The 21590-nt window shown below is 45.0% G+C and carries 22 protein-coding genes; all 22 read left to right on the top strand.

Annotated elements, in window-relative coordinates; all coding sequences use genetic code 11:
* The first annotated feature begins 154 nt into the window (after positions 1 to 154).
* The 22 genes from V6W81_RS06035 to V6W81_RS06140 all read left to right on the top strand — a co-directional run bounded on the left by V6W81_RS06035 (position 155) and on the right by V6W81_RS06140 (position 21578).
* Positions 155 to 589 (top strand): hypothetical protein, encoded by a 435-nt coding sequence (locus V6W81_RS06035; protein ID WP_145050966.1) that lies wholly within the window; start codon positions 155 to 157, stop codon positions 587 to 589.
* 145 nt (positions 590 to 734) lie between these two features.
* On the top strand, positions 735 to 1493 hold the full coding sequence (locus V6W81_RS06040; RefSeq protein ID WP_056694273.1) for a tyrosine-protein phosphatase: 759 nt from the start codon (positions 735 to 737) through the stop codon (positions 1491 to 1493).
* Positions 1494 to 1567: 74 nt separating this feature from the next.
* Positions 1568 to 2317, top strand: a complete 750-nt coding sequence (locus V6W81_RS06045) for a YveK family protein (RefSeq protein WP_145050962.1) — start codon at positions 1568 to 1570, stop codon at positions 2315 to 2317.
* Positions 2298 to 2978: a CpsD/CapB family tyrosine-protein kinase gene (locus tag V6W81_RS06050; RefSeq protein WP_056694276.1), complete on the top strand. Its 681-nt coding sequence runs from the start codon at positions 2298 to 2300 to the stop codon at positions 2976 to 2978. The genes V6W81_RS06045 and V6W81_RS06050 overlap by 20 nt, the downstream gene beginning before the upstream one ends.
* 176 nt (positions 2979 to 3154) lie before the next feature.
* Positions 3155 to 4060, top strand: coding sequence for a UTP--glucose-1-phosphate uridylyltransferase GalU (gene galU / locus V6W81_RS06055; RefSeq protein ID WP_145050956.1), 906 nt, complete (start codon positions 3155 to 3157; stop codon positions 4058 to 4060).
* The gene (locus V6W81_RS06060) at positions 4057 to 4758 is read left to right on the top strand and encodes a sugar transferase (RefSeq protein WP_338542074.1); all 702 of its coding nucleotides are present in this window, start codon (positions 4057 to 4059) and stop codon (positions 4756 to 4758) included. The genes galU and V6W81_RS06060 overlap by 4 nt, the downstream gene beginning before the upstream one ends.
* A gap of 70 nt (positions 4759 to 4828) precedes the next feature.
* Entirely contained in the window at positions 4829 to 6175 is a 1347-nt protein-coding gene (locus tag V6W81_RS06065; protein WP_145050950.1) for an O-antigen ligase family protein, read from the top strand.
* Positions 6172 to 6630: a PssD/Cps14F family polysaccharide biosynthesis glycosyltransferase gene (gene pssD, locus V6W81_RS06070; RefSeq protein WP_338542076.1), complete on the top strand. Its 459-nt coding sequence runs from the start codon at positions 6172 to 6174 to the stop codon at positions 6628 to 6630. Before V6W81_RS06065 ends, pssD begins: the two co-directional genes overlap by 4 nt.
* Positions 6627 to 7106, top strand: a complete 480-nt coding sequence (gene pssE / locus V6W81_RS06075; protein WP_186381025.1) for a PssE/Cps14G family polysaccharide biosynthesis glycosyltransferase — start codon at positions 6627 to 6629, stop codon at positions 7104 to 7106. The genes pssD and pssE overlap by 4 nt, the downstream gene beginning before the upstream one ends.
* Before the next feature lie 238 nt (positions 7107 to 7344).
* Complete coding sequence (locus V6W81_RS06080; RefSeq protein ID WP_338542079.1) at positions 7345 to 8412, top strand: glycosyltransferase family 4 protein; 1068 nt, start codon at positions 7345 to 7347, stop codon at positions 8410 to 8412.
* A gap of 262 nt (positions 8413 to 8674) precedes the next feature.
* Positions 8675 to 9607 carry a glycosyltransferase family 2 protein gene (locus tag V6W81_RS06085; protein ID WP_338542080.1) on the top strand — a complete coding sequence of 311 codons (933 nt, stop codon included), beginning with the start codon at positions 8675 to 8677 and terminating at the stop codon, positions 9605 to 9607.
* Between the two features lie 15 nt (positions 9608 to 9622).
* Positions 9623 to 10645: a glycosyltransferase gene (locus tag V6W81_RS06090; RefSeq protein ID WP_338542081.1), complete on the top strand. Its 1023-nt coding sequence runs from the start codon at positions 9623 to 9625 to the stop codon at positions 10643 to 10645.
* Positions 10646 to 10671: 26 nt separating this feature from the next.
* The gene (locus V6W81_RS06095; RefSeq protein ID WP_145050935.1) at positions 10672 to 11571 is read left to right on the top strand and encodes a glycosyltransferase; all 900 of its coding nucleotides are present in this window, start codon (positions 10672 to 10674) and stop codon (positions 11569 to 11571) included.
* Between the two features lie 10 nt (positions 11572 to 11581).
* Positions 11582 to 12952 (top strand): lipopolysaccharide biosynthesis protein, encoded by a 1371-nt coding sequence (locus V6W81_RS06100; RefSeq protein ID WP_145050933.1) that lies wholly within the window; start codon positions 11582 to 11584, stop codon positions 12950 to 12952.
* Complete coding sequence (locus tag V6W81_RS06105; RefSeq protein ID WP_338542085.1) at positions 12942 to 13970, top strand: polysaccharide pyruvyl transferase family protein; 1029 nt, start codon at positions 12942 to 12944, stop codon at positions 13968 to 13970. Before V6W81_RS06100 ends, V6W81_RS06105 begins: the two co-directional genes overlap by 11 nt.
* A complete protein-coding gene (locus tag V6W81_RS06110) occupies positions 13967 to 15385 on the top strand; it encodes a sugar phosphate nucleotidyltransferase (RefSeq protein ID WP_338542087.1) in 1419 nt (472 codons plus the stop codon). Before V6W81_RS06105 ends, V6W81_RS06110 begins: the two co-directional genes overlap by 4 nt.
* Before the next feature lie 30 nt (positions 15386 to 15415).
* Positions 15416 to 16747, top strand: a complete 1332-nt coding sequence (locus tag V6W81_RS06115) for a UDP-glucose dehydrogenase family protein (protein WP_338542089.1) — start codon at positions 15416 to 15418, stop codon at positions 16745 to 16747.
* 14 nt (positions 16748 to 16761) lie between these two features.
* Positions 16762 to 17688, top strand: a complete 927-nt coding sequence (locus V6W81_RS06120; protein WP_145050921.1) for an LCP family protein — start codon at positions 16762 to 16764, stop codon at positions 17686 to 17688.
* A 21-nt stretch (positions 17689 to 17709) separates the two neighbouring features.
* On the top strand, positions 17710 to 19833 hold the full coding sequence (locus V6W81_RS06125; protein ID WP_338542091.1) for a hypothetical protein: 2124 nt from the start codon (positions 17710 to 17712) through the stop codon (positions 19831 to 19833).
* A 43-nt stretch (positions 19834 to 19876) separates the two neighbouring features.
* Complete coding sequence (locus V6W81_RS06130) at positions 19877 to 20452, top strand: VanZ family protein (RefSeq protein WP_338542093.1); 576 nt, start codon at positions 19877 to 19879, stop codon at positions 20450 to 20452.
* A 96-nt stretch (positions 20453 to 20548) separates the two neighbouring features.
* Positions 20549 to 21064 carry a hypothetical protein gene (locus V6W81_RS06135; protein WP_338542094.1) on the top strand — a complete coding sequence of 172 codons (516 nt, stop codon included), beginning with the start codon at positions 20549 to 20551 and terminating at the stop codon, positions 21062 to 21064.
* Between the two features lie 262 nt (positions 21065 to 21326).
* Positions 21327 to 21578, top strand: coding sequence for a hypothetical protein (locus tag V6W81_RS06140; protein WP_338542095.1), 252 nt, complete (start codon positions 21327 to 21329; stop codon positions 21576 to 21578).
* Positions 21579 to 21590 lie beyond the last annotated feature (12 nt).

A 21590-nucleotide genomic window follows, 5' to 3' on the forward strand; every position in this document is an offset into this window, starting at 1 on the left:
TGATACAATTTGTATCGTAAATTGGACGTATGGAGTTACAAAATGTATCATTTGGAATATTTTAAGTATCTCCTCGTTGCCAGATCTGTATACCTGTGAGAAGGGAGGTCAGGCAACGAACGTGTTGCTAATCCATTCTAAAAGGAATGAAGCCATGAACTCATTGATTCAGGAATGGGCTGATTTAGAGTTAAATGTCCATATGTATATCCAGGAGTTTAAGGGTAAAGCCTTCAACCGCAAACGTCGTCCCGTTCTACTCCTTGGAATGGACACAAGGGCGATCAGCTTCCTGAGTGATTTGGTCTTACCAGTATCATCCGAGATGTTGATAGGTTTAGATGTGGAAGATTACCATGTGTGTTTACGACTCCAAGCTGTACCCGAATGGAAACATCCTTTTGGAGGGCTCACATTGTATCATTCCAAGTTGCATATTCAGCAAGAACAGAAACTATATATAACTGGACAGTTAAACACTATGCTTCGTGATGTTCAATTTCCGGCGGTATCTCGTGTTCTGTATGAGAAGTTATCGACCCAACCAACGGTACAGAAAACCTATCATTACATTAATTTTACCATATAAAAAGGAAATATATTCGAAAAGATGCATGTACTTAACGCCATTTTACTATATTTCATAGCGTTATGCATTAGTTCTTTAACACCAAAAGCAATTGCGCAATGAATAAAGGGGCAAGGGGGATCATACTATTTCAGGAAGTTTGGATATGGTTGAAATGCACTGCCACATATTATCTGGTCTTGATGATGGCCCAGTCCATATGGAACAGTCCATCGCAATGGCCGAGAAAGCGGCTGCTGCTGGCATAACCTCCATCATTGCAACTCCGCATCACCTGAACGGGCGCTACAATAACGAACCGATCGTAGTCAATCAGGCAGTAGATCTGCTCCAAGCAGAGCTTCGCAAACGCAACATTCGATTGGATATCCATCCCGGACAGGAGATCAGAGTGCATGACACACTGATTGGAGATCTCTATGCAGGTAGATGCTGCACACTCGCCGGGAGTCGCTACATGTTGCTGGAATTGCCTTTTGGCTCCATTCCCTCGCAGTTTCCCGGTATCCTTCATGAACTTCGGGTAGCCGGTATCACACCTATTATTGCTCATCCGGAACGTAATCTAATCTTGCTGAAAAAGCCGAAGCTGCTTGCAGATTATTTGAAGCAAGGCGTGCTGTGCCAACTCACGGCTCAATCCTTCACAGGACTTTTCGGTCGAAAAGTTCAGAAATGGTGTTTTCATTTTTGCAAAGAAAACGGGTTTCATTTCATTTCATCAGATGCTCATGATACACGTCAAAGAACATTTGCTGTTAATGAAGGAAACAAAATGATTGAGCAATACTTTGGAATGGATGCCGTCAGGCGTATAGCGGAAAATGCTTCCCTCATTCTATATAACTCTGAACCGATTATTACTCGGTTTAATCCCCGCAAGCTCCGCATGCTCCTTTGGTAGCTCGGAGTGGGGTTGAGCCCAGAATTATGCAACAGGTTACATATATGACATTAACGTATAGGAGGAATGTGAAGGTGGAACTGAAGGGGTATTTCCGCATTTTGCAAAAAAAATGGTGGTTGATTGTTGCCATTGCACTGATAGCTGGGGTAGGTGCTGGAGTTAAAAGTATTTTCTTCACACAACCAATCTATGAGGCAAGTTCCAAGCTGATCGTGAACCAAACATCCAATGTTGAAGGTCGAGCTATGATGGATTTCAGTATGATTCAGAGCAACATTAAGCTCATTAACTCCTATAAGGAGATCATTAAATCTTCGGCCATTATGGAGAAAGTAGCAACAACGTATCCTGACTTAAAGGTAACTACCGCTGAGCTAATCAGCAGAACCTCCGTTACAACCGCAAGCGAGTCCCAAGTCATGAACATTACAGTACAAGGGACTACCTACGAAAATGCCGCAAAAACAGTGAATGCAATTTCCAAAGTATTTCAAGAACAAATCCCCCTCATTATGAAAATCGATAACGTAGCCATTCTTAGTGAAGCCAACGTCAATGGCAACGCGGCACCAATTAATATGAAAACCACACTCACCATCATCGTCAGCTTGTTTGCAGGCTTGGTTCTTGCGATTGCACTTGTCTTCCTTATGGATTATCTGGACGATACGTTCAAATTAGAGTCCGAAATTGAAAAGGAACTGGGCATTCCGGTATTAACGGTCATTTCCAAAATGAAAAAAGACGATGTGAAGGGCAGCAAAAACATTGTATCTCAGCAGAAAGTGGGGGATGGAAAATATGTCACGGTTAACCAATGAAAATAATAATCTGGTGACCTATTTCAATTCCAAGTCTCATATCTCAGAAGGCTACCGCAAATTACGTACCAATATTCAGTTCTCTTCTATTGATAGTCATATCAAAACGATCATGGTTGCCTCGGCTCAAGCTGGTGAAGGGAAAACCACCACCATTAGCAATTTAGCCGTGACTTATGCGCAAGAAGGCAAAAAAGTTCTGCTCATTGATGCCGATCTGCGGAATCCATCTCTTCATCAAGTATTTTCGGTACCTAACCATATCGGACTCAGCAGTGTCTTGTCGAACCAATATGACGTGGATGAGGTTCTGCGAGAGAGCTACATCGAGAATCTCCAACTCTTCACATCCGGTCCGATCCCGCCTAACCCGTCGGAGATGATCGGCTCTAATCGGATGAAGAACCTAATGAATGATTTACAGTCGAAATACGATGTCATCATGTTCGATACCCCTCCGGTGCTCGCTGTAACAGACGCACTGATTGTAAGCTCCTTCTGCGACGGTGTTTTGCTGGTCGTGAACTCAGGCAAGGTCAAGAAAGAGCTGGTGAAGAAAACGAAGGCCCATCTTGAGCATGTGAATGCACGAATTCTAGGTGCCATTCTGAACAATATCAAAACGACATCGAACTCGGTCAGCTATTACGGAGAGAAGTAATACGCTTTGATTGAACAGGTAATGTCTACTGCACCTTTATCACTGTAGGCACTCGGTCATGCTGTGGGTTCGGTGAACCTTAGACGTTAATCGTCAGAGGTATGACGTGAGGTTGGGTTCGATGCCCTTTTTTAACGATTCAATAAACTTTAAAAAAAGAGGATAGGGTGGTATTTATGAAAAAAGTGAGAAAAGCGATCATTCCCGCAGCTGGTCTGGGAACACGTTTCCTGCCTGCCACGAAAGCTATGCCTAAAGAAATGCTCCCTATTGTGGACAAACCAACTATACAGTATATCGTTGAGGAAGCCATTGCCTCTGGTATTGAAGACATCATTATCGTTACAGGTAAGGGAAAACGGGCGATTGAGGATCATTTTGACAATGCATTCGAATTGGAACACAACCTGCTCGAAAAGGGGAAATTAGGCCTGCTTGAGGAGGTACGCAAATCATCCAATGTGGATATTCATTACATAAGGCAAAAAGAGGCCAAGGGGCTTGGTCATGCGGTGTGGTGTGCAAGGAATTTTATCGGTGACGAACCTTTTGCGGTGTTACTGGGAGATGATATTGTGGTCTCGGATGTTCCATGCACCAAACAGCTCATTGATCAATATGACCAGGTTCAGCAATCCGTGGTGGGTGTTCAAACGGTTCAACCTGAACAAACCGAACGTTACGGTATTGTTGATCCATTGCGATCGGACGGACGTCTGACTGAGGTACTTCAATTCGTTGAGAAGCCAGCACAAGGGACGGCACCATCCAATCTAGCGATCATGGGAAGATATGTCCTGAATCCAGAGATTTTTGACTTTTTGGAAGAGCAAGAGATTGGGCAAGGGGGAGAAATTCAATTAACTGACGCGATCCAACGACTAAATGAGAAACAAGGAGTGTATGCTTACGATTTCGAGGGAATCAGATACGACGTGGGCGAGAAGTTGGGATTCATATTGACGACCATTGACTTCGCGCTCCAAAACCCAGAGCTGAAATTACCGATGTTACATGCTTTACAGCTGATTCTGGAGAAACAGTCTGTTGAGCAAGTAATCGCTGGGAGGGAGTTTGAATGAGTCCATCTCCCCAAACAAAAGAAGCGGAGATTGTTATAGACAAAGGCCTAGGATACAGTGCAACGACGGCCGCCCATGGACTTGAAGCAGATAAAGTGTATTTGCTTATGAAAAGAATGCTCGACTTTCTCGGCTCTTTCATAGGTTTGATCCTATTATGTCCGCTGTTTGCTGTAATAGCACTACTTATCAAAATCGAGGCCCCTAAGGGGTCTGTTTTTTTTCGCCAAGTTCGGGTAGGTCTGAACGGTAAGGAATTTCATATGTACAAATTCAGATCGATGGTCGTGAATGCTGAAGATTTGCTGGAGAATCTGATGGATCAAAATGAAGTGGGCGGCAACATGTTCAAAATGAAAAATGATCCTAGAATTACTCGCATCGGCAAGTTCATTCGCAAAACCAGTCTGGATGAGCTTCCACAGTTATGGAATGTGCTCAAAGGGGAGATGAGTCTGGTTGGTCCCAGACCTTCACTTCCAAGAGAAGTGGAGAATTACACTTCCTATGACCGACAACGTCTCAAAATGATTCCAGGCTGCACAGGACTATGGCAAGTGAGTGGCCGGAACAGTGTTGGTTTTAATGAAATGGTTGAGTTGGATCTGACCTATGCCCGCGAGCGCAATATTTTCATGGACATCAAGATTATTCTGAGAACATTCAGAGTGTTGATCGGTTCTAAGGATGCATTTTAAGCGAAGTGTGTTTGGCGTGGTTGATGGAAAGGTTGAAACACGATTCTGGCTCTGAGGTGGCATAGCTATCATGCAAAAAGCAGCATTTTTTGCTTCTTCTAAACTAGGTGCGTTATATCTTATTTTTGCCTCGTTGTTCATTATTAGCCTAGCTATTTACGTACCTATTGTTGCGGTAATGGCATTGATGGCGTTGATCTTGCTAGGGGTGTATCTGAAGCATCCCAGCTGGGTCTATTTTGTGGTCATTGGAACGTTTTCGTTATCTGTGGACAAAATTTTGAGAATGCAAGTGATGGGCTTTGATTCTTCCTCATTCTATAAGTTGCTTATTTTATTTTTTATCCTTCCTATCTTTCTAAGATATGGCTTTAGGAAGGAAATGATCTATCCTGCTCTAGCAGTTGGTTATCTCTTTGTGCAAAGTTATTTTTTATCCAATATGCCTGACAAGATGAGCCCGATTGATCCCTTTAAATCCTTTTTGGGATTAGTTGTGCCATTTCTGTTACTGATGGTTAACTTCTCCAAAGAAATTAATATGAGGATCATACGGGTTCTTGCATGGCTCCCGGTGTTTAGCTTGGTCGCTGGTTTCATCCTGCAGCAAATGGGGATGCTGTCGATGGTGAGTTTCGAAATCTCGGGTGTTAATCGTTTGCAAGGAGCCAACATAGCAGCACATCTGGGGATGTTATGTTTTATCTCCATCTGTGTATGTCTTATCGAAATTCGAAATAAACACCATATTATTTTGAATTATGCTCTGACGCTAACTCATTTTATTATATTAATCCAGACGGGAACCCGTGGTCCTCTAATCGCACTGATTCCCATTGTGTGCATGTATTTATTCGACCACGTGCGGAAGTTTGCGAAGGGAAGAACAGGGGCATTAATTCCGGTTGTTCTATTTATGGCGGCCGTGATTGTGATGGTCTTTGCTCAGTGGGACAATTATCAGTTAAGGCAGGAGAGCAAGGGTCTATCTGGCAGGGATTCTGCTTGGGCTTTCTTTACGAATAGGGCGAATGAACACCCTGTCTTTGGGCAAGGCCTTGGCTCGGCTCTAGTTGCGAACGATGGAAGTATCTTCTCGGGCTTTGTTGTGCCGCATAATGAGTACATTCGATTCTACTATGATGGTGGATTTGTCGGAGCACTGTTGTTCTTTGGTGCTTTGTTCTTCGTGTATCTGAAAGTGTATCGTCGCTTGAATTCCCTGGTGAAACCTTACTTTTTGGGAATGATTCTCGGTTTCTTGGTGTATTCCTTCTTTGACAATACGTTATCCACGATGCATTTAATTGCTCCCTTCTGTGTATACCTGAATTCGTTATACCTGACGAGCAGCAAGCAACACCCTGAACCTGAAGAACTACCGAAGTTAGCCCCTCGAAAGGAGATCTTGCAATGAAAGTCTGTTTGGTAAGTTCAACAGGAGGTCATCTGAATCAATTGTTGAATCTAGTTCCTGCTGTCGAGGATCATGATTACTTTTTGGTGACGGAGAAAAGCGAAGCGAGCAGCAAGCTGAATCTTTCCCAGCGAACCTATTTCTTATCGCAACAGGAACGCAAAAATATGCTGTTTATATTTATCGTTCTGCGGAACATCATAACCTCGCTGTTCATTCTGTTGAAGGAACGACCTAAGGTTCTGATCACGACTGGAGCCGGGGCGGTATATCCGCTGTGCGTGCTCGGGAAATTGATGGGAGCGAAGCTAGTCTATGTAGAGAGTTATGCCAAAATATATTCGCCAACGCTAACGGGCAGATTGATTTATAAATTTGCTGATGAATTCTATATTCAATGGGAAACGTTGCAGGAAGCATATCCGAAGGCGAAGTATAGGGGGGCATTATTTTGATCTTTGTCGTGCTTGGGACACAGCGATTCCAATTCAACCGGCTTTTGCAAGCTGTCGACAATCTAATTCAAGAAGGGAAGCTACCTTCAGACGTGCTTGTACAATCAGGTTACAGTGAATATAAGCCTCGCCATTATCAGCACAAGCCATTTTTTAATCAGGAAGAGATGAATGATCATATTGCCAAAAGTGAATTTGTTCTGTCCCACGCAGGGGTAGGGGTGATCACTAGCGCACTACAGATGAACAAAAAGGTCATCGTCATGCCTAGGCGCAAGGATCAAGGGGAGCATGTGGATAATCATCAGCTTGAGATCGCCAAGGTATTTCAAGACAAAGGTTACATTTCGGTTGCTCAGAACGAGAATGAACTGTCCGCATTAGTATCTAATCTCGATCAGCTCGACTTCAAGCCTTATGTGAAGAGTAACTCGCAGTTGCTATCTTCCATCAAAGGCTACATCAATTCCCTATAAGATTTTGAGGATGTTCAAAAAATCTGCTTTTGATTACGAAAGATGCCTACTGGCATCTCAGCGTCGAACATGGAATTCAGCCGAAATATCCGTTGCTCACGTAGCTCTCCTACGCTCCGCTACTCTATTTCTAGCTTTATCCCATCTTCTTGGTACTGAAAACCAGATGTTTTGAACTTGGACTATAAAGTCTGCTTTTGATTACGAATGCTCTTGATGATTCAAAAGGAGTGGAAGAATGAAACCTAAGGTGCTAGTCATCGGTTCTTCGACGAAGGACATGGGCGGGATTGTGAGTGTCATCGTGAATATTGAGAATTCGCATATCGCCGAGCAATACAATCTACAACGGATTGAAACCTATATTACAGGCAGCGTTCTGGCACGTTTACTCATCTTCATGAAGGGTTTCCTTCAATTCCTCGGTAAGCTCGTTACGTTCAAGCCAGATATGATCCATATTCATATGTCGTATAACGGAAGCTTCTACCGTAAAGCATTGTTCATTCTTGTGGGTCGCAAGCTGTTCAGGGTGCCGGTGATCGTTCACATTCATGCGTCCAGTTTTGATGTGTTCTACAATCGACATCCACTGCAACAGAAGCTATGCAAGTATGTGCTGAACCAGGTGGATAAATTAATCGTGCTGTCCTATACATGGCAGGAGTTTTTCTCCCAGATCGTGCCCGAATCCAAAATTGAGGTGCTCTATAATGGCGTGTTCATTAAAGAACCTCCGATTAGGGAAGAGCGTCCGGTTCCGCGTTGCTTGTTCATGGGCCGGCTGGGCAAGAGAAAAGGTGTATATGATCTTCTGTTAGCTATCCAGCAATTGAAGCAACGAGGCGTAGAAGCGGTCTTTACGCTTGCAGGCGATGGAGAAGTTAATGAAGTTAGGGCTCTTGTGGAGCGGTATGACATCTCTGATTATGTCGAGGTGCCTGGATGGATCAGGGGCGAAGAGAAGGAACGTTTACTGCAACATGCGGATCTATTGGTTCTGCCTTCCTATCATGAGGGGCTTCCTATGGCCGTACTGGAAGGAATGAATAGTGGACTGCCGATTGTCTCTACCCGAGTCGGTGGAATACCGGAAGTGATTACAGATGAGTTGAACGGTTTCTTAGTGGAACCGGGGGATGTTGAAGCACTGGCTCATGCTCTGGAGAGGATCATTCTGGATAAAGAGCTGAGGTTGCAAATGGGTTTGAATAACAAGCAGTTGGTTACCTCCAAGTTCAACATGACTGATCTTATGCATAACTTATCGTCTATCTATGACAAGGTGCACGTGAACGTGTCCTAGGAGGATGTATATGAAAAATCAGCTCCTTTCGGAATGACCAGATATGCCCTATATAGATTGAACTAGACAATTACACAAGAACGGAGGGGACAGAAATAACGTGAAGAAGCGAAGCGCTCGCCTTTATCCCCGGATTTTCCCCATTGAAAAGGCAATCAGAAAAATCTGGGGATAACAGCGATCGGAGGGTTGTTCTGTCATCGGAGTGGTCAGTGTAAATATTTATAGTTAATCTGTATAGTTTCAAGGGAAAGGTGGTTCTATGAAAGCATTAGTGAGTTGTATCATAACAACGCATAATCGCGCTGAGTTGTTGAAGAAGGCCATGGCAAGTGTGATGGCGCAGACCTATCCCCATCTGGAAATTATCATTGTCGATGATGGTTCGAAGGATCATACGGAAGAGGTATGCAGAGCATGGGTCAAGCAGGATCAGCGAATCCATTATATCCAGGTTCCGTACGCTCAGGGTGCCAATCATGCCCGTAATTTAGGGATACAACGTGCCAATGGTAAGTATATTGCCTTCTTGGACGATGATGATCAGTGGTTACCCGATAAGATTCAGGCTCAGACCCAAACGTTGGAGCAGAACAAAGGACTTTTTTGTTTTTGCAGCAAAGTGCTTGTCTATGTGGATCGGGAAGATAACGTTACGCGAAGAAAAGTATCCATCGAATCCCGTGAGCTGGTGTTCTACGAGGACTTGCTGACGTACAACTGGATTGGCGAAACGTCCAAAATCATGGTGCAAACGCAGTTGGCGCGCACAGTTATGTTTGACGAACAATTAACCTCCGCTCAGGATTATGATTTCTATCTGCGTATTCTGCAACGAGGGCATCATGCAATCAATGTGAAGGAACCGCTGGTGCACATTTATATTCATCCAGGGCCACGCATCTCCACCTCTGCCAAGAAAAAGTTCCAAGGGCAACGGAGGGTGCTAATTAAGTATTACAAGGACATGAGCCAAGAACAGAAGAGACGCCAGCTTCATCATTATCGCATGATGGAATGGTCGAAGAATCCTAACCGTAATACCCTTTTTCTCAAAAAAACACTGACGCTATATCCGTGGTGGCGAAACTTCACGTTGCTCAAGCGTAATGTGAGAACCATCTGGCTTGGTTTTCGCTTGCGCAAACAGCTTCGAAGCGAAACGCTGAACAAAGAGTATAAAGGAACAGCCTAAAACAGAGGTGTTATCATGCGAGAACCGATCGTCTACATGTTGCCCAAAATGATCAAGACGAACAAATTCAATGAACTATTGTCACAATCCATCGAGGATGAGGGATGGGATGTGAAGCACTTTTCCAAAAAAGATCTCAGAAATGTACGCAAAAACGATGTATTACATTTTCACTGGCCGAGCTTTTATTACAAAGGAAACAACGCGTTCTCGACATTCATCAAGTCCATATTGTTCATTCTCATGATTGTTTACGTGCGACTAAAGGGTGCGAAGTTGTTCTGGACGGTGCATAATATATGGCCGCATAACAGCGGTAGAACTTGGCATGATTACTGGATGAGGAGGTTTCTGGTGCGGAATTGTACCAAACTCATTGTCATGGGCAAACCGCTCATTCGTAGTGTGTGCGAGACGTTTCATGTGAAAGAGAGCCTCATTGAAGTGATTCCCCATGGACATTATCAAGGAGTATATGGACGGACAGGGCAGAACATTAGAGAGATGTTCAACATCCCGGCGAATGACTATGTCTTTGCCTTTTTTGGTCAGGTATCACCCTATAAAGGGGTGGATGATCTAATTAAGGCGTTCAAAGATCTAGATTGGCCGGATGCTCATCTGTTGATTGCCGGTAAGAAATCAGCTGATTATGACCTGGAGGCATCGATAGGCCAATCGGATCGGATTCATACGTACTTCAACTTTATTCAGGATGGAGAATACTCGGATTATTTTGAAGCGATTGATTCGATGATTCTGCCATACAAAAATATTGCAACATCAGGCAGTGCCATACTGGCACTGTCTTATGGCAAGCCTGTCGTGGCTCCACGAATCGGGCTTATGGAAGAGTATTTGCCCGAGAACTGCGCCGTCTTGTATGATCCTGCGGATCATAACGGGCTGGAAGAGGCGATGAAGCAGATCCGGGCGAAGGACGACGAGTTCAGGGAAGGCAAAGGGTTTCAATCCATGCTTGAAAAGCTAGAATGGTCGGGAATTGCGAAGCGCACGATTTCGCTTTATGCCATCTAAATCAATGAGGATGCGGGGACGATCAAATGAAAGCCACTGTAGCCATTTGCACCTACAATAGAGCCTATGATCTAAGTGAATCCGTTCATAGTGCCATTCAGCAGCATGCTGAATTTGAGTATGAAATTATCGTGATTGATAACAATTCAACCGATGATACCGCTAAGCTTGTGCAGGAGATTCGGGCTGGCGAAGGTGGAGAGCGCGTCAAGTATGTGCTGGAGAAGACACCTGGCTTGTCGGCAGCAAGAAATCGAGCGATTCGGGAAGCGCGCGGTCAGTATATTCTCTTCTTGGATGATGATGCGATTGCATCTCCATTATGGATTCAGCACATCGTCGGTGTATTTGACAGTGATCAAGCTATCGGAGTGGTGGGCGGCAAGATCGAGCCTCTCTGGGAGAGCCGGAAGCCAGATTGGATACCTAGTGAGAATCTATCCCTATACACGATTCTGGATTATGCGGATCATGTGGTGGAGATGCCGAGTCCATCGATTCCGTTTGGTGCCAATGTTGCCTTTCGCACACAGGTGTTTCGAGACATTGCCCCTTTTCGCGAAGACCTAGGCAGGGTAGGGAAGAACCTGTTATCTAATGAAGAGAGTGAGTTAATCGCTAGAATCAGAGTACACCACAAGGTGTTCTATACACCCTTCGGATCAGTGCAACACAAGGTATCCAAAGAACGCACGACCAAAAACTGGTTTTTGCGGCGCGTGTTCTGGCAAGGGGTTAGTGATGCAGTTCGTAAAAAAGACAAGGGTGCAGTTCGCACACTGAAACATGCGATTCGCTTGGGTCAAGGCGTAATTCGAGCACTGCTGTGCATCTATAGCCCAAAGCGTTTTACCCGGCAACTTGCCCAGATCTGTTACCGGAATGGTCTAATTATCGGCATACTCAGATATAACAGTAAGGAATGAGGAATAGTTCATGTCACAACTCGCTCTCCCTAAACTCTTAAAAGGCAATGGTTTGTTACAGACCATTGTGCATACCAGTGGAACGAACGTCATTATTATGGTCTTCACTACCATTACATCCATCATCACTTCACGTATGTTCGGCGTTGAAGGTAAAGGCGCCTTCTCAGCGATCCTATTCTGGCCGACATTTCTCATTGGTCTGGTCAGCTGGGGACTACCAACCTCGATTATCTATAATCTGAAACGTGAAGCTGCGGAGAAGAGTGCTGAGTATTTGCGGCTGAGCTTCATGGTTCAGATTCCGATTAGCTTCATTCTCGGAACGATTGCTTGGATCTTCATGCCTACATGGATGGCGGATTATCCCGCAGACGTTATTGCGATTGCTCGTTGGTTTACCGTGACCAGTATTCCTGTGCTAATTCTCATTAATCTGCTATCTGCGCTATCACAGAGTCGTGACAGATTCCAAGTGTATAACGGTATTCGCTTATATAACCCTGTGCTGAAAGTGGTTGTCATGGTTTCGTTATGGTTGCTTGGTGCAATGAGCATTGGCATCGCGTCTTTTGTATCCTTGGCGAGCTCCGTGGTTGTCGTTGCATGGGCAGCGTATACGCTCAGAGGCAGTTTGAAGTTTAAGTGGTTTCGCCAAGCGATCGATCGGAAGGCAGCCAAGAACCTATTTGGTTACGGGGGTCGAGTGTTTGGGGTAGAACTACTTGGCACGCTGTACACGCAGTTTGACAAGATTATTATACTGGCTCTACTTACGCCGAGAGATTTTGGACTCTATTCGGTCGTTTTTGCGTTGTCTCGCATCTATAATGCGGTGCAAAATGCGATAAGCAGCGTTGTGTTCCCCAAGGTCACTGGATTACCGCAGGATCAGGTTATTCGTACGGTTGGGCGAGCGTTCCGACTTTCTTTAATCATCATGACCATTGTCGTTCTGCCAACGATGTTTATTGGTAATTGGCTGATGGGCGTTTTGTTTGGGAAAGAGTTTCTAGAGGCGAGTCAGGCATTTTATATTTTGGCGTTTGAATGCATTATTGGCGGTGGTTCGTGGATTCTCGCTTCTGCATTCAATGCTTTGGGCAGACCGGGACTGGTGATGATTAGACAGCTAATTGCGTTGTCCGTCACGATCGGTCTATTTTTTGTATTCACACCTCTATGGGGGCTCAATGGTATTGCGTTTGCTCTCCTTATCGGTTCGATCGTGCGGATGCTGGTTACCGTTGCGGCGATGAAGTTTGCATTTAAAGTGAAGTTCAGCAGCATGTTTTTTGATAAAAAGGATTTGGCTTTCCTGTATGAACGGTTAAACAAAAAAAGAAGAGTCACCCAAGGAGGAGATGGAGATGCTGGCTAATCCCAACATTCACCCGATGGAAGAGTTGAAGAGACATTTAAGGCAGATTCTAGATGTCATCCCACCGCAATCGGAGATATTTTATATTGACTATCCTGTGTACAACAATGGTGGGGATCTGCTCATTATGAAGGGCACGGAGGCCTTCTTCAAAGATAACGATATTCGTGTTCTCCAGAGGTACAGTGTATGGGATGTTCCTTTTCCGCTCAATATTCCCAAAGATGCCATCATTGTAATGCAAGGTGGAGGGAATTTTGGTGACTTATATCCCGTTCATCAGAAGATGCGAGAGAAGATTATTGCAGGCCATCCGAAGAATCGCATTGTGATATTGCCGCAGACGATTTTTTTCAAAAGCGACATTGAGCTGAAAAAGACAGCAAAAGTGCTTAATTTTCATAAAGATCTACATTTCTATGTTAGAGATCAGACCACCTATGAGCTGGCTCAGAAGGAATTTAATCAGACGAGTGTATATCTCTGCCCGGATATGGCACATCAACTCTGGCCGATTCAGCCCAAAGGTAAGGCGGTTCTGGATCGACTATTTTTTTTCAGGGAAGATATTGAGAAGAACAAAGAACAGCTCAAATATGAATCAGCCGCTAAAGGGGATGGAGCATTTCTAGATTGGAACACGCTATACAACCGGGTGGATCGCAAAATCATTCGCATGGTGACATCCAGTCTGAAAGCTCGTAATACCTTCTTGCCTGTTCAATGGTTCTGGTCGAAGTACTCCGACTATATGGTACATAAGGCTATCAAGAACTTCTCGAAATACAAAAATGTGACGACCTCTAGGTTGCATGGGCACATTCTGGCATGTTTGCTCGATCAACCGAACGTGCTATTAGATAACTCGTATGGCAAAAACTCCAACTACTATTGGGCATGGACGCGCAACAATCCCAAAGGCATATTGGAGTCGGGTCAGACGGACACGTATAGCAAATCGGTAGATAAAACCAAAGCCAATGGCTCCGTTGCATTGTCCGATGGTACGGCGTTATGAGAAGCATTCTATTATCTGGTGGATCAGGCAAACGACTCTGGCCATTGTCCAATGATTCCAGATCCAAGCAATTTCTGAAAGTTCTACGTAATCCCGAGGGTAGACCGGAATCCATGGTACAGCGGGTTTGGCGGCAGCTCGGTCAATCTGGACTTGCGTCTGAGGCGCTTGTAGCCACAAGTTTACCTCAAGTTGAGATTCTGACTGCACAGCTTGGCGATGACGTGAAGCTGATTGTTGAGCCTGAGCGTAGAGATACGTTTCCAGCGATCGCACTTGCGGCTTCGTATCTGTATTCCGTGGAAAGTGTGAGTTTACATGAGACGATTGCCGTGCTACCGGTTGACCCTTTTGTGGAAAAAGAGTTCTTCGATGTGCTGGCAACCTTGCCAGATCTGCTCGATAAGTCGGGTGCGGATCTTGCGCTGATGGGTGTGGTACCGACCTACCCTTCGGAGAAATATGGCTATATTATTCCTGAGAATACATCCTCTGAGAATCAGGAGTTCAACCGCAATAACAAGTTCTACGATGATAAGCAAGATCGTTACGTTAACGTAGCGAAGTTTCAAGAGAAACCCTGCGAATCCGATGCAGCCGCCATGATTGAACAGGCTGCCTTATGGAATTGCGGGGTTTTTGCGTTCAAGTTAGGTTATCTGATCAATCTGCTCATTGATATGGAGTTGCCTATTCAATACGACGAGATGCTGAAGCAGTATGGACGACTACACAAGATTAGCTTCGATTATCAGGTTGTCGAGCAGGCAAGCCACATTATTGCTGTGCCCTACCATGGCTACTGGAAAGACCTTGGAACATGGAACACACTCACGGAGGAGATGAATGCTCCAATTGTGGGCAAGGGATGGATCACAGCGGATTCAACCAATACCCATCTCATCAACGAATTGAATATTCCGGTGGCCATTCTCGGACTCTCCGACATTGTGGTAGCGGTGAGCCCAGACGGCATTCTGGTCAGCGAGAAGGATGCAAGTCCGCGAATTAAGGAAATCGTGCAGCATGAAGATCAGCGCCCAATGTATGAGGAACGTAGATGGGGCTGTTATCGCGTGCTTGATTATACAAGGAATGAGGGCGGTGACGAGGTATTAACCAAACGCATCTGCATCAGCCCCGAACGAAATCTGAGTTATCAATATCATCGACTGCGCAATGAAGTGTGGACAGTGGTATCTGGAACGGGTGAACTCATTCTGGACGGTGTGAGTCGAATGATTCGCCAGGGGGACACGGTCATTATTGATCGAGGAATGCTGCATTCCGTCAAAGCTTTCTCGGAGCTGGAGATTATTGAGGTTCAGATCGGCAGCCAATTGATCGAAGAAGACATTGTTCGGGTTGCTACACAGTGGCAGGACATCGTGAAAACGTATGTTAAGCATGCCTAACAACTACTTAGGAAGATGGGGGATATGGCGATGAATATTACAGTGATTGGTACGGGGTATGTAGGTTTAGTTTCGGGTGTGTGCTTCTCTGAGATTGGAAACAACGTTATCTGCGTAGATAATAATCCGGACAAAGTTGCGCTGCTTAGAGAAGGCAATGTGCCTATTTATGAGCCAGGACTGAAAGAATTAATGAATGCCAATATGAAAGCGGGCAGATTATCATTCACCGAAGATATCGGTGAGGCGATCAACCGCTCAGACATCATTATAATCGCTGTAGGTACACCTTCCTTGCCAAATGGTGAAGCCAACTTAAGTTACGTTGAACTCGTTGCCAAACAAATTGGTTCTCATATTGATAGTTACAAAATAATTATGACTAAAAGCACGGTTCCTGTCGGAACAAACGACCGAATTCAAGAATGGATTAGCAGTTTGACCCAGCATGCATTTGATATGGCATCGGTTCCTGAATTCTTACGTGAAGGAACTGCGGTAAAGGACACGTTATACCCTGATCGAATTGTCATTGGAACAGCTAGTGAGCGTGCTGTTGCGACACTTAAGGAGCTGCATCAGCCTTTGACGGATCAGATCATTACGACGGATATTCGATCCGCAGAGATGATTAAGTATGCATCCAATGCCTTTTTGGCAACCAAAATATCCTTTATCAATGAAATCTCAAATATCTGTGAGAAGGTGGGGGCAGACGTCAGTCGAGTTGCTGAAGGTATGGGGTATGACAAGCGGATCGGCTCTTCCTTCCTAAAAGCAGGCATTGGCTATGGTGGCTCATGCTTCCCTAAAGATACACAAGCGCTGATTCAAATTGCAGGCAATGTCGATTATGACTTTAAATTGTTGAAATCAGTAGTCGAAGTGAATAAGGATCAGCGTTTCAACGTCATTCGTAAACTAGAAGAGGCATTGGATGTACTGGATGGCAAACAAATTGCGGTGTGGGGCCTCGCCTTCAAACCGGATACGGATGATGTACGGGATGCGCCAGCGATTGAGATTATTCAGCGCCTGCTAGATCAGGGAGCGACGGTTAAAGCTTACGATCCTATAGCTACAGAGAATTTCCGGAAGGAGGTCGATTCACCAGCAATCTCGTGGGCTTCAAGTGCAATGGAAGCTGCTCGTGATGCTGATGCACTCTGTGTCCTGACCGAATGGAAGGAATTCATGGAGGTTGATCTGGCTGAACTAGCTGCACATATGGATCAACCGATTCTCATCGATGGAAGAAATATATATGAAGAAGATCAGATTAAGGATACACCATTTCAATATTACTCCGTTGGACGTCCTGGCTTGACCAATATCGATGGTAGAAAAACTGCAGTTCTGTGACCGGAGGCATGAACATGAAACTCAAACGGGGAATCCAAATTTCGTTAGCGATTCTGTTTCTCATGATAGCGATTGTGCTCGGTTATGCAGTCTATCTGTATCTTAACGTTAAATCGGCTGCAAATGACATCTATGAGCCCCGGGAACCGGTCAAACAGGTATCTATCGTGGATAACAGGGGAGGCGGTGGATTCCCCATCGACTTGGAGAACGAGGAACCGTTCAATGCCCTCATTCTAGGTGTTGATACACGTGCCAATGATCGTGGACGCTCTGACACCATGATTGTGCTCAGTGTGAATCCAGCTCAAAAGTCCGTACTCATGTTCAATATTCCTCGCGATACTCGCACCAGTATCGTGGGGCGTGGAACAGAGGACAAAATCAACCATGCCTATGCCTTTGGCGGCGTAAATATGTCTGTGCAAACCGTTGAGCAATTCCTCGGTGTACCAATGCACTATTATTTGAAGGTGGATATGGAAGGATTTGCACGAGTTATTGATTTAGTTGGTGGTGTAGATGTGGATAATCCATTTGCTTTTGAATATGAGGGCTATCAATTCGATAAAGGTACGATCCACTTGGATGGGGCGAGCGCATTGGGCTTCTCACGTATGCGTTATGACGATCCGAAGGGTGATCTGGGACGTAATGACCGGCAACGGGAAATTATTAAGCAGGTATTGAAAAGCACAGTTCAAGTCTCCACAGTGTTTCAGTTGGAGTCACTGCTTGGAGAAGTGAGCGAGCATGTCAAAACAGACGTTTCATTTGATGAGATGAAGTCCATGCTCACCAAGTATCGTAACGTGCTGGAGCATGTCGAATCGGTTGAAATTAAAGGCACTGGCAAAAAAATAGACGGAGTATATTATTACATGGTGGAACAGTCTGAAAAAGATCGTATACATCAGTTGATCAAAGAACACTCCGGGTAAATGGAAATGGGGGTGAACCACATGCGTAGGTTCAGGCTGCCTAAATTATTACTGATCGTAGTGCTAATGTACACACTCATGATTCCAACAACGACAAATGTAGTTCAGTCTGCTGAGAGTTATCAATGGAGTTCGATCCCCGTTGGCGGTGGAGGTTACGTCACAGGGATAGTTATTCACCCTACCGAGCCTGACTTAATCTATGCTCGTACAGACATCGGGGGCGTATACCGACTCGATTCGGCGAATAACAGATGGATTCCGTTACTGGATCATATTGAATCAAATGAAAGCAATCTGTACGGTATGGATGGAATTGCGCTGGATCATCAGAATCCGAATATCGTCTATGTTGCTGCTGGGAAGTATGCGAATGGCAGCCCGAGTGATGTGTTGAAATCGACAGACCGTGGTGCAACGTGGACACGAACCGGATTGAATCTGCGTAATGTCTCTAATGGTAATATTCATAGAGCCATGGGTGAGAACATTGCAGTTAATCCAACAAGCTCAAGCTTTCTGCATGTCGGTACGAGATACGACGGTTTATATGTATCCAATAATGGAGGAAGCACCTGGAGCCAGGTACGAGAAGTACCTTATGGCATTGCAGGGCAGGGAATTCGCAGCGTTGTCTATGGGGTTAATCCATTAGCTAAGCATGAGCAAATCGTGTATGCAGGAATCAGAGGTGTAGGCATTTTCTCCAAAATGAAACGAAGTAATGGGGTAGTGGCCTGGGAGCTCATCCGGAACAGTCCAGATAGTGTAGCACGGATGACCGTTTCCAAAAGTGGGATTTTGTATGCCACTACCGATAACAAAGGTGTCTTTAAATACAATGGCAGACAGTGGACCAATATTACTCCGAGTTCGGCCTACTCATCCTATTATGGGATCAGTATAGATCCTTCAAACGATAATCACATCTTGGCTGCTGTTCGAACAGGTGGCAGTAACTTACCATTGTATCGCTCCACGAATGGTGGGCAGACCTGGGTTAATGTAAACAAAACGTTGAACGACAGACCGTCATGGTGGACACCGAATATGTTCTTTTCTGCAACAGCAAGTGTTGTATTTGATCCTCATCATCCTGGCAGAGTATACGTTTCCGATTGGTCAGGTGTATACAAGACAGATGATATTGCGGCACAGAATACGCAATGGGATGCGATTACAGATGGACATGAGGAGCTTGTGGCATTAGCTGGTTCAGCACCGCCAAAAGGAACTCCTTTCTTTAGTGGTGTCGCGGACCAGACTGGATTTGCCCATTCGGATGTCTATCGTACACCGACCAGAAAGCTGCAGCTTGAAGGTATGAAAGAAGTGGTCAGTATAGATTATCACGAAGCCGACCCGAATCAGATGATTTTCTTGGGCAGTAACGATTGGTATGGAACGATCACAAGGCTGTATATTTCATCGGATAATGGTCAGACGGCTACCTCTGTGAATGTGCCTGAGGGCTCCACATTGGGGCGGATCGCATACTCAGCCACGAATCCGAATTTGATCATTTATTTGCCGCAAACCGGCAAAGCCGTAAGGAGCACGAATAAGGGAGCAAGCTGGCAGAGTATGACCGGGCTTCCATCCAATGAAAATGATGCTGATTCAATATTTACGTATAATGAAAGGCTCGCTGGGGATCGAATCAACGGAAATAAGTTTTATATGTATTCCGCTGGTCATCTGTACCGCACGACCAATGGTGGAGCAAATTGGTATAAAGCCAACTCCAGCCGATTGCCGAGCGGTGGGAAAATTAAGGTGGAGGCTGCGCCAGGATTGGGGAATGTAGTTTGGGTAAGCCTGGGGGATGCAGGATTGTATGCTTCTAGCAGCTCTGGCACTACATTCACCAAATTACCTAATGTGCAGTCGTCTGAATTATTTGCTTTTGGCAAAGGAAAACCAGGCACGCTTAATCCTTCAGTGTTTATCTATGGAACCGTCAATAATGTAAAAGGATTTTACCGTTCCGATAATATGGGACTGACCTGGCAGAACATCTCACCGGCTACCGGAATCGGTCTTGGAAATGAACCCCAAGTGCTGGAAGCGGATCGCCAGACGTATGGGAAGGTCTATGTAGGTACGAACGGTCGAGGCTTGTTTACAGGCTCTATCGTCCAGTGATCTGTAGTGAGTTTGGTGAACATTAGAAAGAGAGATGAAAGCGGTGATTACAATATTAGTAGAGGAGGGTTCACGGCGTAGGCGACATCGTCATAAGCGGAGAAAGTGGGGATACTTGCTTACCGCGCTTATGATCGTGTCATGGATTTTGTTCATCTGGTCAATGTCGGCACAGTCGTATCAGGAGCAGACGATTCAGCCGTGGCTGCGTCAATGGTCTGGAAACATTCAATGGCTGTTAGCATTGCCTGATATCCAGTTTACCTATGGCGAGCATCATTATTCACTCAATGAACGACCTTTAGACTTTGCCGAGTTTGTATTTCGCAAAAGTGCGCATGTATTCGTGTATGCCGTACTGGGTGTACTTGTATACTGTGGGATGCGGTACCTAAGAAAAAGAACGATAGCCAGTGTTGGAATTGCGCTGGTTGTAGTTGCCGTCATTGCCGCAGTGGATGAGTACATTCAGCATTTCAATCCTAGCCGAACAGCTTCTATTCCAGATGTTGGAGTAGATCTGATCGGCGGCTTTTGCGGTGTGATGTTATGGATAGCAGGCGTAGCGATCTATTGGAAATTAAGATCAAGAGGTATCCGTAAACGCTCTGAGCGGTGATGAACGCCATTTCCCAGGAAATCAGATGTGATTGTTGCAGCTTCTACTTGTCCGTCCTCCATCATAGATATGGAAGGAGGACAGGGAGGGACAGGGATGCTGCGAAGAAGGCAACGTAATGAAATGTTCAAAAAGGTTGGCTTTATCATCGTTGTACTATTGCTGTTGTGGCTTATCGTGAGAACAGTTCCACATCTGTTCCGTGCCAGTGCTCCTGATGAGGCGGCAGAAGTTGTTGCTGAATTTTATCGCTATGAGCAGACAGGTGATTTCGGTAGTTCATGGGAGCTGTTTCACCCGCTTATGAAGGAGCGATTCCCAAAGAGCACATATGTGCAATCCAAAGCCCATATTTTTATGCAGCACTTTGGCGTGGAAACCTTTGGTCTGGAGATCGAGAAGCCTGAGCGTGAATTCGACGTCAATATCATTGACGGCATGCAGGTATTCTCGGAAGCGTACAAAATGAATGTAACGATGAAATATAAGAGCACATTTGGTGTGATCGACATGGTGCAAACCTGTTATGTCGTGCAAGATGGGAAGGAATGGGTGTTGCTCTGGTATTACCCTTCAAGTGGTGAGCATCAGCAACAGGAGAGCAGTGAATAGGTGATGTTATTTATTCAATTTGATATATGCCCATAGTTTGAACCGGATTGTATCGTAAGTCCTTGAAGAAGCTCTATGAATGCGAGACTTTTGTCGCATTTATAGAGCTTTTTTTGTGTTTTTTCCTTTTTATAGCCGATATACTCTTGACAATAGTCCCGGTGTCAAGTAAATTACGAATTAGATACAAAATGTATCAATTCTCAGCATCTAACGACAAATAACAGGGACCTCAGTGCTCCTTGTGAGGGGAATGAATTCAGTGATCGAATCGAGTCGCTTTTATTGTGTCAGTTGTGGGAGGATTGTGTCGGTTGCTAGTAACTCAGACCAAGTTAAGGATGAGAGTTGCGGAGTCAATCAAGTATTTCGCACGGGATTTTATCGAAGTGAGATGCCGCTAGGATGCTGTGGAACATGTCAGGTTCAGACGAAGCGACAGGAGAATGCCCAGTTTACAGGACAATATACTAAATATTATGATACACTGAATTCATATGAGAAACGGGCATGAATGGTGAGCCCG

The sequence above is a fragment of the Paenibacillus tundrae genome (assembly GCF_036884255.1).
In the GTDB taxonomy this organism is placed as follows: domain Bacteria; phylum Bacillota; class Bacilli; order Paenibacillales; family Paenibacillaceae; genus Paenibacillus.

What these genes read in the sequence shown, in the direction of transcription:
- V6W81_RS06040 (WP_056694273.1), top strand. Translation starts at nt 735, where the DNA reads ATGGTTGAAATGCACTGCCACATATTATCTGGTCTTGATGATGGCCCA.
- pssD (WP_338542076.1), top strand. Translation starts at nt 6,172, where the DNA reads ATGAAAGTCTGTTTGGTAAGTTCAACAGGAGGTCATCTGAATCAATTG.
- galU (WP_145050956.1), top strand. Translation starts at nt 3,155, where the DNA reads ATGAAAAAAGTGAGAAAAGCGATCATTCCCGCAGCTGGTCTGGGAACA.
- V6W81_RS06115 (WP_338542089.1), top strand. Translation starts at nt 15,416, where the DNA reads ATGAATATTACAGTGATTGGTACGGGGTATGTAGGTTTAGTTTCGGGT.
- V6W81_RS06065 (WP_145050950.1), top strand. Translation starts at nt 4,829, where the DNA reads ATGCAAAAAGCAGCATTTTTTGCTTCTTCTAAACTAGGTGCGTTATAT.
- V6W81_RS06095 (WP_145050935.1), top strand. Translation starts at nt 10,672, where the DNA reads ATGAAAGCCACTGTAGCCATTTGCACCTACAATAGAGCCTATGATCTA.
- V6W81_RS06110 (WP_338542087.1), top strand. Translation starts at nt 13,967, where the DNA reads ATGAGAAGCATTCTATTATCTGGTGGATCAGGCAAACGACTCTGGCCA.
- V6W81_RS06135 (WP_338542094.1), top strand. Translation starts at nt 20,549, where the DNA reads ATGCTGCGAAGAAGGCAACGTAATGAAATGTTCAAAAAGGTTGGCTTT.
- V6W81_RS06100 (WP_145050933.1), top strand. Translation starts at nt 11,582, where the DNA reads ATGTCACAACTCGCTCTCCCTAAACTCTTAAAAGGCAATGGTTTGTTA.
- V6W81_RS06125 (WP_338542091.1), top strand. Translation starts at nt 17,710, where the DNA reads ATGCGTAGGTTCAGGCTGCCTAAATTATTACTGATCGTAGTGCTAATG.
- V6W81_RS06105 (WP_338542085.1), top strand. Translation starts at nt 12,942, where the DNA reads ATGCTGGCTAATCCCAACATTCACCCGATGGAAGAGTTGAAGAGACAT.
- V6W81_RS06035 (WP_145050966.1), top strand. Translation starts at nt 155, where the DNA reads ATGAACTCATTGATTCAGGAATGGGCTGATTTAGAGTTAAATGTCCAT.
- V6W81_RS06050 (WP_056694276.1), top strand. Translation starts at nt 2,298, where the DNA reads ATGTCACGGTTAACCAATGAAAATAATAATCTGGTGACCTATTTCAAT.
- V6W81_RS06090 (WP_338542081.1), top strand. Translation starts at nt 9,623, where the DNA reads ATGCGAGAACCGATCGTCTACATGTTGCCCAAAATGATCAAGACGAAC.
- V6W81_RS06120 (WP_145050921.1), top strand. Translation starts at nt 16,762, where the DNA reads ATGAAACTCAAACGGGGAATCCAAATTTCGTTAGCGATTCTGTTTCTC.
- V6W81_RS06080 (WP_338542079.1), top strand. Translation starts at nt 7,345, where the DNA reads ATGAAACCTAAGGTGCTAGTCATCGGTTCTTCGACGAAGGACATGGGC.
- V6W81_RS06060 (WP_338542074.1), top strand. Translation starts at nt 4,057, where the DNA reads ATGAGTCCATCTCCCCAAACAAAAGAAGCGGAGATTGTTATAGACAAA.
- V6W81_RS06085 (WP_338542080.1), top strand. Translation starts at nt 8,675, where the DNA reads ATGAAAGCATTAGTGAGTTGTATCATAACAACGCATAATCGCGCTGAG.